The 12,737-nt window shown below is 62.5% G+C and carries 4 protein-coding genes; all 4 read right to left on the bottom strand.

Annotated elements, in window-relative coordinates; genetic code table 11:
• Positions 1–88 precede the first annotated feature (88 nt).
• On the bottom strand, positions 89–727 hold the full coding sequence (locus ACFWYE_RS25620; protein ID WP_379115012.1) for a hypothetical protein: 639 nt from the start codon (positions 725–727) through the stop codon (positions 89–91).
• Between the two features lie 145 nt (positions 728–872).
• Entirely contained in the window at positions 873–1,568 is a 696-nt protein-coding gene (locus tag ACFWYE_RS25615; protein WP_379115011.1) for a hypothetical protein, read from the bottom strand.
• Between the two features lie 67 nt (positions 1,569–1,635).
• A complete protein-coding gene (locus tag ACFWYE_RS25610) occupies positions 1,636–2,346 on the bottom strand; it encodes a hypothetical protein (RefSeq protein WP_379115010.1) in 711 nt (236 codons plus the stop codon).
• Positions 2,347–2,551: 205 nt separating this feature from the next.
• Complete coding sequence (locus ACFWYE_RS25605) at positions 2,552–12,727, bottom strand: hypothetical protein (RefSeq protein WP_379115009.1); 10,176 nt, start codon at positions 12,725–12,727, stop codon at positions 2,552–2,554.
• Positions 12,728–12,737 lie beyond the last annotated feature (10 nt).

The following is a 12,737-nucleotide window of genomic DNA, read 5'->3' as shown; positions in this document are numbered from 1 at the left end:
GTTTTCCCGAAGACAAGACGGAATACTCCGTCGGATTTCAGCGATTGCTTGTCGGCGAAGTGAAGCCGCCAGCTTGCCGTCAACGGCGCTATAATGCCTCCAAACTTATCATCGGCGGCGCCGTCATCAGCTTTGATGGCTGGTTTGCAATCGATCCGCTGCCAAAAAAAGCAACGAACAGGATCGACGCTCCCCAGTTGAAGTCGAATGAATAGCTGTTGCCTCCGGCCGTTGCGTAGTAGCCGGCGGGGGCCGGCGTGGGGTGGCCGGGGCCGGTATCGCCATACTGCGAGTTCAGCGCGATGGCATAAGCATTGTTGCCACTTGTATCCTGAGGTCCGCCAATAATGGCGAACAGGCACAGGTTGGCCGAATTGGCCTGGAAGCCAAGCTGCATGTATTGCGGCTCGGTGATCGCCTGCAGTGTACCGTTGACGGGAACCGGAATGGGTTCGCCCGTGGTCGGCAGCGTCACGGGCAGCGCCCCGATGCCGGGGCCATACGCGGCGATCCAGATCGGCGTGTTGTTGTTCGCGCTGATGTTGGTCACATTCAGATTGTTGGCCTGCCAGTTGCTGATCAGGATTGTCGGCTGCAGCGCAAGCGCTGGTGCCAGCAGGAACTGCGGCTGGCCGCCGCCACTGGTCAGCGCCAGCTTGCCGGCATTGTTCATCGGGGAGCTGTTCTGGAAAGCCAGGATCATCGACCCGGCCGGCGTCTGCGTCATCGTTGCGCCCTGACGCACCGCCAAGGTCACTGGCAAGCCATTCCAATCCGTCGCCGCCGGTGGTTGATCGAATATGTTGAATTCCGAAGGCGGCATGGTTTCCGTTCGAGCCGAGGCGCATCTGCAAAATGATCAAAGGCTCAATCTACAAGGATTGCAGCAGGGCTGTCACAGGAGTTGCCGTCTGCGGCGACAGATTGACCACATAGACAGATGCGGCTCCCCAGTTGAAAGGCAGTGCGTATTTGTTGCCGGCGGCGGTTGCAAAGAAGCCGGCTGGCGGAGCCGGCAGGGGTGGCGGGCCGGTGTCGCCACCCGGTGCATTGAGCGCAATCACATAGGCGTTGTTGCCGTACTGATCCTGGGGACCGCCCACGACGGCGACAACCTCGAGATTGCTCGTGCTCGAACTGAACCCGACTTGCATCCAGTTCGGTGTCGTTATCCCTTGCACGGCCTGACGCATGGCCAACTGGACCGGCGTGCCGATCGTCAGCGGCCCGGGTTGCATGCCGGGAATGCCGGGACCAAAAGCCTGAACCAGGATCGGGGTCGCGGCATTGACGCTGATGTTCGTGAGCGTGAGGTTGTTGGCCTGCCAGTTCGCAGTCAAGACGCTGATCATCCGGGCCAGTGCCGGAACCGGTAGGATCGTCGGATCGCTGCCACCCGAGGTGATGGCGAGCTTTCCGGCATTGTTCTGCTGCGACTGGTTGAAATAACCGACGACGAGTGAACCGTTCGGCGTCTGCGGCATCGTCACGCTGCCGCGCACGGCGAGCGTCTGAGGCAGGCCGTTCCAGGCCGCATTGACGGTGCCTTGCGGGACGATGTCGCGCATGTCGGAAGTCCTCTTTTGCCGGCGTTGCTGCGGGAGCCGGCGTGTGCCGCCGACTCCCGCGTTTAGATCACAGAGACAGAAGCTCCGCCGTCAGGGACGAGGCGGTCGACGGTGACATGTTCGCCACGTAGACAACCGATGAGCCCCAGTTGAATTCGAACGAGTAGTTGTTGCCGCCTGTCGTCGCGTAGTAGCCCTGCGGAGCGGGTGTCCCCGTGCCGGGGCCTGTATTGCCGGAGGGCGAGTTCAGCGCGATGGCGTAGGCGTTGTTGCCCGACGCATCCTGCGGGCCGCCGACGACGGCAACGACGATCAGCTGGCCTGTGTTGGTTCCGAGCGTCAGCTGCATCCAGTTCGGGGTCGAGGTGCCTTGTGCAACCGTACCGGGCTTCATGGTCAGCGCGGTGTTGATGGCAAGGGATACGGGCTTCTGGCCCGGAAGGCCGGGGCCGAAGGCTTCGATCCAGATCGGCGTCGCGGCGGCGACACTGACATTGGTGATGTTGAGGTTGTTCGCCTGCCAGTTGTTGACGAGGATGCTCGGCTGCGAGAGCAGCGCCGGCGAGTTGAGGAATGATGGCTGCGAACCGCCCGAGGTCAGCGCCAGCTTGCCGGCATTGTTCAGCGAAGCGGTGTTCTGATAGGCGAAGACCATCGAGCCATTGGTCGTCTGCGGCATCGCCGCGCTTTCGCGGTAGGCCAGCGTCAGCGGCGAGCCGTCCCAGTTGGTGGTGGATGCGTTAGCACCAAGGATGTTGTATTTCGCGGTCGTTGCCATCGATTTGCCTCGCGGTTTGCGGTTTAAGACTATTTGGTCCTGCCAGTTGCCGAGCGGCGGATTTTGCCGTCGCTCTGTCGCTTGTCTCGTCATCGGAGGCCCAGCCAATTCTCCTGCTGGCGATCCGGTGCAATCAGGTTTCGAAAACGTCGGCCCTCCTTCCAGTCATGTTCCGCGACGCCGTCGCAAATGCCGCCAAAGGCGATCAGTTGGCGTCGACGTCCGTCAGTTTGAGTTGCAGGTTGCTGAAGCGCAGCACTGGCGTGTTGACGCCGCTCAGCGCTGCATAAAGCGTGATGTCGAACACCAGCCTCGACCCGGCCGGCTCTGCGTTGGCGCCGAAGACGATGCTGTTGCCGGAAGCCCAGCTGGCTATCGCTTCGGCGAACAGCGCCGCGAAATCGCCAAGCTGCGCCGGTTGCTGGCCATCTATCTCGAAGGAGCGCGCCAGCACGATCGGAACCAGCGGGCTGATCGACGCGCTGTCGAAGGCGCCACCAGCAACGGCAGGGAGCGGGAACTGGTAGGAACAGCCCACCTTCACCCGCCTTGTCGTCGCATCCGCGAGATTGGCAGCCGCATGCGCGCCGAGCAACGACTTTGCCTGTGTCGGGTCGGCCAGAAGGTCGGCCATGATGGTGTAGATACGCTGGCACAGGCTCGATGGCGACGATGGGCAGGTACTGCCGGCCCCTTGGCCCGGCAATGTCGTCACGTCGATTGGCGTCGCGTTGTCGATGAACGGCGTGACAGGCTGACTCGGCCGCACCTGCGGGGTTTTGTAGACAAACTCCGACACCACTTGCCATGCCGACTTGTCGGCGGCCTCGAGTGTGATCAGGTTGCGCTCGATCTGCACGGATGCCAGTGCGTTCTCGGCAGCGAGCACGTTGAGTGCATCGACCTCGATCGTATGTGCCACGCCGAAATTACCAGGCGCCGCATCGTCCACCTCGAACAGCAGGCCGTCCGGGGGTGATGGCTGGACCGCATGCTGTTTCGGATATGACGTCAGGTTTGACGGATCGAGTGCGGTGACGGTCAACGCAACATTGGCAAAACTCGATTCGCCCTGCGCGGCCGGCCACTGCAACTCGATCAGCCGGGTGGTTCCGTCCGGCTGCAGCGCGTCGGTGACGACGTAGCTGTCGGTGACGTTGGCGAGGCGTTGCGCGCCGGCCAGGATCTGGCCGGGATTCCAGTCCTTGTTGGCGGTCACTTCGCCAACGGCGGTGGCGAAAGCGGTGACGGCATCGGCCCAGGCCGGATCGGCAGGGTTGCGCAGCAGCGGACCGATTGCGCCATAGACCGCCGACGTACGTGCCAGCGCGGTGAACAGGTCGTAAGGACCATCGGTGCCAGGAAGCTCGCCGACGCGGTTGGGTACGTTGTCTGACGCCGCGCTGAGATTGGTGTTGTAGGTGACCGCGGTGTTGATCTGGTCCTGGGCAACGAGGAACGCCTGATAGGTATAGAGGTAGCTCCAGTCCGCGCCGTCGGCGATCGGATTGCCGGAGCCCGATGCCGGTGTGTACTGCGACCATGTCTGGCTGATCATTGTCGGCGGTGTCGGATATTGGCGATAGACCACCGGTATGTTCGTCAGCGTATCGGTCGGGCCGATGTGCGGCACACCCTTGGGGTAGGGATCGATCAATTGCAGCCAGATCGAAGGACGTGCTTCGCCCGGCGCACCCGCCGGAGCCAGGAAATACTGCAGGTTGGTTACAGCGAAGCGCAGGTCGAACGGTACCACCGCTGCGGCCGCGGCGTCGGGATCGCCATAGAGGAAGGTCAGCGGACTGGCGCCTGTGCTGCTGATGCCGACATGCGCGGTCGAAAGGCCGGAGTTTTGCCGTGTGGCTGAGAATGTGCCGGCGCCGGAGCCGCTGGCCGCCATGGTGATGGTAAAAGTCGTGTCCCCGGTGACGTCTACATCGTAGACACCGTTTGCCGGCAACTGGCCGGAACCTGCCTGGAACACCACCAGCACACGGCTGCCATCGGTCAGGCCATGCGGATTGCTGGTCGTCGCCGATAGTGTCGCCCCGCTCCAGCTGTAGCTTCCGGAAAGCACCGCCTCGATCTGGCCGAAAAGCTCGATGTTGCCGTCGGCGGCGGCCGACACGGACTGGTTCCAGGTCACGTCGTACTGCACGATCGTGTCTACGGAGTAGGCCGTCATCAGGGCTGCGCGCATCTGCTGCTCGAACACGTCCTGAGCCACCGCCAGCGCCGCCGTTGTGCCGGTGAACGGCGATTGCGGACCGAACAGCCAATCCACCTCGTATTGCGCATATCTCTGCGCCAGCGTTTCCCGGCCGATGGCGATCGTATCGTAGGCGTCCGGCGCAAGCTCGAAGGCTTTCGCCGCCGAAGCTGGAGACAAAACGTCGTCGACCGCGCGGAAGAAAGTCCGGTTGAGCTGGTCGAGATCGGTATCGATGAACAGCTGCTGTGCCGGTAGTGCAGGCAGCTTCGCCGATAGCGTCGGCAGCGGCACAGTGGCGCTGTTGAGGACATTGTCGAGTGGCTTGGGCGAAAGGAAGCGCGGACCAGCGCCGGCCGCACCGATCGTGATGTCGAGCAGCGATGCTGCTGCGGCCCACAACGATTGCGAGCCCTGTTGCGCGCCACCGGTTCCGTCCTGCGCGAGCTTCAGGGCTTTGAGCCGCTTGCGTGCCAGCCCCGTGCTCGACAGTTTTTGTCCAGACGTGGCATTGGTGCCGTTCATGCCCACCGCGAGTTTCTGGGCTGGGAAGGCTGCGGTAAAGGCGGCAGCAAATTGCGACATGCTGCTGGCGCCGGCGATAGCCGGAACAAATCCCGTCGCGACGTTCTGGGCCGACGGCACCAGGATCGTGTCGAACTGGTCCTTCAGATAAGGCGAGATCAGGTTGGCGTTTCGCGTGATGCCGAACAGCACGACGATCTCGAAGAGTGGCGGCAGCGCGCCAACGCTGCTCACCGGCATCGAGATGGTCACAGCGCCCGGGAAATTCGTGCTGATGCCGGCCAGCCAGTTGATCAGGTCCGCGACCATGGTGGCGATCTTGCTGGTATCCGCGGCCGAGACAGTGAAGTTGGCGAAGCTGCTGCCGTCTGCCTGAAGCGCGAGGCTGGTCTCGACATAGAACGAGACGCCGGGGCCATTGATCTGGTCTTCGATGGTGCGGAAACTGGCGAGCGCGGCAGCCTTCTGGTCGGCCGACATGCCGCTGAAGGCGGCCTGGCTCGGCGTCAGCATGATCTCGATCGTGTTCGCCTTCGAGGCGTCGAAGCCGTAGGTCGACAGGATGCCTGGCCATTGGTCGACAGGCACGATCGGATCAAAATAGAGATTGGTATCGGTGTAGCTGGCGGGTGTCGGCAACTGGTTGCCGAAAGCATCGTTGACGAAGAACGACAGCGCGAATTTGTCGTCGATCGAGGCGTAGCGATCGGGCGTCGACGAACCGATATTGGCGGTCGCCACATTGTAGAGCGGCGCGAAGACGCGGTATGTGCTGGTGGTCGCTGACGGATCGGGCTTCTGCGGCTGGATGGGCGCGGACAGATTGCTCAGGATGAAGCCTGTCGTCGCCTGGATCTGGTAGGTGATCAGGCTGTAGAGGGAATTCAGTGCTGCTGGCGCGGCGCCCGCTGCGGCGAGTGCTTCATGCAACTCGGTCTCGTCGGTGACGCCCGACAGGCGCAACGCCTCGATGACATCATCGCGTTCACGGTGGCTTGCCGTGCCGAGCTGCTTGCTCTTTGCCAGGCGGGGCGGCGTCTTGAGTTGCATGACGCTTTCCGGGCGAGTCAGCTCAACACCAAAGGTGCCGGCCGCGACCTTGACATAGCGCGTCTCCAGCGCCGGATCGGCGGTCTCGGCATAATAGACGAGGCCGTTCTGCGTCCCGGCCAGCACGACCGCGTTGTAATAGGGCTGGATTGCCAGTGGCGAACCGTTCTGGTTGCTGCCGCTGCCGGGTTTGTAGGTGACCAGCATGGTGAGCTGCGCCACGCCCTTGACGAAGAGCGCGGTCGGCAACGAGTTGCCGCTCTTGTCGATGAAGCGCAGGTAATAGCCTGGCGCGTTGGTGACGGTTGCCTGCTGGATAATCTGCAGGAACCCGTAACCGCCGTCATCGGTGACATCGGTGCTGGCTCCAACAGAGACACCTGCCGGCAGGTCGAACGCGAAACCCGTCAGTCCCTGCGGCGGCTGCGATACCGTCGTGGCGTTGGTGCGCAGTGCGAACACGGCATCTGCGTCGACCGTGGCTGAGACCAGGCCGGGGGTGCCAGCTGCTGTCTGATAGAGGATCTGGATCGCGTCGACCGGCCGGTCGCCGGCCCGGAGGTCGTCGAGGATGCGGCCGAGCAGCGCCTCATCCGACTGGCTGGCGCCGGAGAGTGCGTACACATCCGGCAGCATGCTGCCTTGCGTGGCGCCTGGGATCTGCTTGACCGTCAAAGTGATGCTGGTGGCGAAGGTGATGTTGCCAGCCGGCAGTGGCGTGCCGTTCGGCATGTAGGCGCCTTGCGCCTGGCGCGATTTGATCAGCGCGGGAATGGCGGCGGTGCCTTCGTTTGTCTGCAGTTTCGCCAGGCTGGGCGCGAACGGACGCAGGCTGAGGGCACTGGCGCCCGATGGCATCCAGACGATGGCATTCTCCAGTGCGAAGGATTGTGGGCCCGTCGAACTGAGTGCGATCGGCGTCGGGGTGCCAGGTGCTGTAACGGATGCTTCGGTGAGGCCCTGATACTGGGCAAGGACGTTCTTGGTGAGCGAGAAAGAAGCGCTGGTGGTGAGCCAGCCTTGCGTCTTGTCGGGATTGCTCAGCGTGATGCTGTAGCTGTCATTCTTGGCGAAACCACCTGCGGGGAATTCCTGCCACAACAGCGCATATAGCGGATTGGTGATGGTCGAAGCCGCTCCGCCGGGCACAGTGAGGCCGGCGGTGTAGGGCAGGCGCACGCCGCCGCGCAGCGCGCTCGACATCTGTCCCGCCAGGCCTTGGAAACGCGTCTGCGCGCCCGGCGTGGGCGCGGCAACCGCCGCCATGAAAAGCTTGTCGAGCGGCGACGAAGTCAGCCCGGCATTCTGCATCGTCACCAGAAGCTCGTGGACCGCGCCGCGGATCAGGCCCTTGAAATAATCGAGGAATATCTCCTGCGACAGCGGCGTCGTGCCGCTGTCCGCATCGGCTTGAGGCGGATTTGATGTCTGGTTGACGAAGAGCTGGCTGAAATACGCATCGACCGTCTGCAGATAGCTCTGCGAGACCAGGTTCTGCGACTGGAACTGGTAGGAGAGGTCCTGCGCGTTGCCGTTGCCGTCCGTACGCCCGCTGGTGGCGATGTTGAGGAATGGCGGCATCGGAAACACCGTTGCCTTGGCGCCGGCGGTCGGGGTGGCGATCGTGGCGTTGAAATTGGCCAGCTGGCCAAGCAACGTCGGATAGTCGATCCAGCCGGTCAGCGCAGCCGGGTCGCTGTCGATATCCTTCAACCCGAGCGTGCCGCTGGCCGGATCGAATTCGAGCAGGACTTCGGAGTTATAGGCGGCGAGATTCAGTGCGTGCATGACGGCGAAGGTAGCGAGCTGCGTCGTCACGGCCTCGAACGGCTTGAAGTCGGCATAGGTCGGGTTCTGCGGCGGGTTGTCGTCATACTGCACGCCGAGCGAAGTGACGAGCCAAGGCGCGCCGTTGCTCGTTGCGTCAGGGAACACCACCGTCAATTCCGGCAGGAACAGGATCGGCAGATTCTTCGGCAGATTGGGCAGCAGCCCGACGTTTGGCGCGGCACTGGCAAGAAGCCTCTGTCTCAGTCCTGCGAAAGTCTCGATCCTGGCCTGCGGTGACGAGCCGGCCAACTGCCACTCGAAACGGAAAGAGGCATTGAAGCTGAAGCTGATCGAAATGGAGAACAGGAAGAGATTGATTTTGACCGTCACGCTGACGCTGACACTGGCCTCGATGTAGAGCAGGATCGAGCCACTGCCTCCGCCAGGCACACTGGGCGGTTCGAGCGCCAGGATGATGCCGATCGAAGCCTGCAGGCGGACATTGACGCTGGCCTTGATGATGACGAAATCGATCGAGCCGTAAAGCTCGCCGATGATGCCGAACTGGCCCTGCAACGAAAGCGCGTCGGGTTTCTTGGCGAGGTCACCGCCGCCGCTGGTAAGATAACCGGCGGCACCTTGGATGATGCCGAAGAAGGTGACGCTCACGCCGGCCTTCAGTGGTCCGGCGGTGAAGTCCTTTCCGACGCCAAGCCGTGCGGCGAAGCCGAAGGCAAGGATGCTCTGGTAGGTGCCCCTGAAGACGTCCGGGTCGGTGGCCGAGCTCAGGCTGGCGATGTAGAAGCCACCCGATCCGGTGACCGGAATTGGGCCTGCCTGCGCCTGCACCTGGAAGCACACACTCCAGTTGTCGCCGTCCGGGAAGCCAAGGTCGACCTTCCAGTCGCCATTGGTGTAGACATCGACGCTTAACGTCGGCAGCGTTAATGAGGCTGCACCGATCTGGAAGGTGCGCAGGCTGTCGGGCAGACTGAAGACCGTTGCGAACTTGCCGATCGTGTCGGATATCTTGGTGTAGACGACCTCGATCTCCGCGCCCTTGCCGGCGCCGCCGGTCAGCCGCAGCAGCAAGGCGTAGAATGGCGTCACGTCGTAGAAGACGAAGCCGATCTGGATCACTTTCAGCAGGTTGAAGTCGGTGACGATGATCCACTTGCCGTCGGGATGGTAGATGTCGGAGTATTTCTTGTTCTGCAGGGCATCCCAGAAATCGTCCTGCATGAATTTCAGGAAAGCGTCGAAATTCGCAGGCGGATTGGTCGGATCGGGACCGACCCGCTGGCCGACCCCGAGATAGACCAGAGCCAGGACATCGCTCGCCGCCTCGGCCCTGACGAGCGCTCGTCCTGGCGCAAGCAGCTCCTGTGTGTCGCCGCCACCACCGCCGTCCTTGCCCTGGTTGTAGGCGCCGATCCAGCCGATCTGGTCAGCGCCCTCGGTCGGTGCGAACAGGCCGATGCTGATCGTGCCGTCCGGTGGCAGCCGGTTGCCCAGAACCTCGATGAAACAGTTGTGCATGCCGAGCACCAGCATCTTGGGATCGGCGTTGGCGGCGTATTCGAGGTTGAACTGCTCGATCGAGATGGTCAGTACGCCCTCGATCTTGATTTCGAGCTTGCCGTCGACCTGCGGCAGCTGGATGCCGAAGGCAAGTCCGCCGCCGTCCTCCGGGCTCAGCCAGCCGATCAGCACGCTGAACTTGAAGGCCGACAGCGAGCCGACCAACCCGCCCATCGAACCGAGATCGAGGTCGAAGATCAACGCGTAGTTGAAATTGTCCTGCAGTGTGATGCCGTTTTCGGCGAGCCCGGGCAGCGAACCGAGCGAATAATAGTTCAGGCTCTCGATCGTCTCGTCGGCATCGCCCGAATAGAGGAACGACTGCAGCTTGAACGGGATCATATCGAGCAGGCTGTCGGCGCCGCTGCGCTTTTCAGTGGAGCCAAGATCCAGTCGCAAGTCGCCTGGTGCGAAGGAAAGCGACAGGTTGTCGGTCGACGGCTGCTGCTGCACCGAAGGATTGTAGATGGTCAGGTCGAAGCCGACATCTATGCCGAGATTGGAGAAAACCAGTTTTTCGAACGAGAACAGGTCCAGCACCTGCAGCTCGTTGAACTCGATGTCGCCCCATATGCCGAAATGCGCCTTGATATGGGTGGTGGTGCCGTTGCTCGGCGAAGCTGCCGGCGTCTCCTCGTCGAACGAGAACTGCAGCTTGTTCAGCGTGATCTGCTTGAGGAACTTGTTGTCGGCAAAGTCGAAGACGAAATCGCCCTGGGCGACAAAGGAGTAGACCCCTTGTCCGGAGCTGCTGTCGTCGCCGCTGGTCGCGTGCGCCTGGTAGGAGCCCATGATGGCGATTACATTGGCTTCGTCCCCGGCAGCCGTGTTCTGGCCGGGGGGCAGGCTCACGCCGACCTTGAACAGCTTGTTGATGGTGAGATTGATCTCGCAGGCGAAACTGCGCAGCTCGGAATTGGTGAACAGCGCGCGTAGATATTCGACCTCGAAGCCGAAATCGATGTCGACCGCCGGCACGGCGCTGCTCGCCGCCTTTTCATAGTCGACCAGTGCGAAGGTTGCGCTCTGGGCCAGCGTCGGCAGGGATTGCGATGGATCGGTGTTATTGATTTCGATGCCGACATGGTGGACGCGAAAGCCGGCAATGCCCGGATCCTGCATGCCGCCGAGCACGGCGCGCACCGCGGTCGGCAGCTCATCAAGCTGCATGTTGCAGTTGACGGCGAGGATGCCGTTGAAAGCAGGATTGGTAACGGTCTGATAGAAATTCCAGTAGAGCGAGGTCGTGTCCGGCTGGCCGCCCCCTTCGGGGAATACGCTGGCCTTGGCATTAGCGATCAGCTTCTGCAGATAGGCCTGTGTGGCGGCCGCAGTGAAGGTCTTGTTGAAGGTGTCGGGTTGCGACCACAGCCGCGTGTCGGCGACGAGCTGCTCGATCGTTTCGCCCGGATAGAACTTCATCATGAAGATCGGCGGCGTACCATCCGGCGCGGCCAACCCACCCGATGAGAGATCGAAGGTCCAGTCGCCGATTTCGAGCTTGTCGGCGGAGAAATCGAACAGGGCCTGTCCCTTGCCGAGCGGGTCGGCGCTGGCCGGATTCTCGCTGATCACCGTGAAGATCTGGTTCCGCTGGACTGCCTTGCAGATCGAGGGGCCCATGTCGGCGAATTCGAGGATGCCGGCGGCGCTGGTCGCCATCTGCAGCCCTGTCCATGTCAGCGGCGTGCCGGCGAGCTCGGCCAGCATGCCTTGCGGCGTCATGGCGAGCGTCGCGGCAGCTGTGTATGCCGCCTTTGTCGCCGCTTTTGGTGCTGGCGCGGGGATGAAACCGCCCGCCCGTCTCGGATTGAGTGCGCGCGACTCCATATCCAGGTATTTGGCCGCGTCCAGGTTTGGATCGGTCGAGAAATCGAGCCCCGCATAAGGCACCAGAGGCACCAAAGGGGCATTTCCCTGCGCGCTCCAGGACTCGACCGGGAAGTAGTCGAGCACATAGACCTCCAGGCCGGAGGCGGGCGCCGCATCTCCGAGCAGGGCAACTGAGTCGGTCGCCTGTTTGTACAGCGGTGCGCGTTCGGGCTGAGAGACGTAGCTGCCTTGCTGGACGATCAACTGCACCCACGAGGTCGTGGCGGTGGCATCGAGAAAAGCCGGGCTGGTTGACGAATCCTGCGCTGGCGGGATGCGGTAGGCCGGCTGTGCCGGCACGAACTGCAATTTGTCGGGCGTTGCGCCCACGGTAACGCTCAGGAATTCCGTGCCGGTGACACCGCACAGCATCTGCACGGTTTCAGTGGCTGTAGCTGCGGCCTGGTTGCTGCCGGTTTCGAGTGCCAGCCCGAATTGGCCCGCCGGCGTCAGGTAGTAATAGCGCTCTTCGCCGGGCGATTGCTGTGGCCGGCCGGCAAAGACGAGCCGGCTCGCCGTGCCGATATCCCCCGAGCTGACGGTGCTTAGGGCGAACGGCTTGCCGTTGGCGGTGACGAAAGTCGAGCCAAGCAGCGGATCGGTGAACTGGAAGAAGCTGCGCGATGCGTCGAGTGGCCCAAGCACATCCAGTGTGACGTTGAAGCCGAATGGCGTCGTCGCTCCACCGGCGCCGCGGAAGACTGGATAATTCAATGCGCCGACCAGCCCGCCGCCGGTTGGCGGGGTGAAATACATCAGGCCGGCCTCGAACTGAACAAGGTCCGTCGCAGCCAGTTCGAATGCCGCATTCACCGTGCCGGCATAGGGCCCTGTGAGTGCCAGGCTGGCATGCGGCGCCTGCGAGTAGAAGGTTACCGTGGCACCGGCAGGCGGCGTCGCCGTCAAAAGCAAAGCGGCCGGTGGTTGACTGTTGGCGATCTGCAGGCTGTTGGAGGCGTCGTCGAACAGGACCGTCGTCGACAGCCCGAACAGATCCGGCTGTACCTGGAACGTCACGCTTTGCCTGAACGCCAGCGAGAAGGATTGCGAGACCGTGGGCGAGGAAGTGCCTTGTCCCATCACCGCGACCAGGATCGGCGCGACGGTCAACGGTTCCGGGAACCAGCCGATCTGTGTTCCGGCATTGGAAGCAAAGGCATCGCGGACGCCAGCTTCGAAAGCCTTCCAGTCGCGTGTGGCCGAAGGCACGAAAAAGGCAACGTACCCAAGCTGCGCCGGATCGGTCCAGCTCTCCGCCGTCAGATCGAATGTCGGGTCAGTGCGTGTCGCATCCTGAAACAGGAAAGCTACTCGGGCATTCGCGGGGGTATCGGCTAGGTAAACGCCACTTGCGTCGCGTTTGAAAGCGATCATACCCATCCCC

It is taken from the genome of Mesorhizobium sp. NPDC059025, assembly GCF_042739655.1.
Taxonomy (GTDB): domain Bacteria; phylum Pseudomonadota; class Alphaproteobacteria; order Rhizobiales; family Rhizobiaceae; genus Mesorhizobium.
Note: the sequence above shows the minus strand (reverse complement) of the source record. Positions and strands in the feature narration are given on the sequence as shown.

Coding starts and splice junctions, on each gene's coding strand:
- ACFWYE_RS25610 (WP_379115010.1), bottom strand. CDS start 2,346: ATGGCAACGACCGCGAAATACAACATCCTTGGTGCTAACGCATCCACC.
- ACFWYE_RS25620 (WP_379115012.1), bottom strand. CDS start 727: ATGACGCAGACGCCGGCCGGGTCGATGATCCTGGCTTTCCAGAACAGC.
- ACFWYE_RS25605 (WP_379115009.1), bottom strand. CDS start 12,727: ATGATCGCTTTCAAACGCGACGCAAGTGGCGTTTACCTAGCCGATACC.
- ACFWYE_RS25615 (WP_379115011.1), bottom strand. CDS start 1,568: ATGCGCGACATCGTCCCGCAAGGCACCGTCAATGCGGCCTGGAACGGC.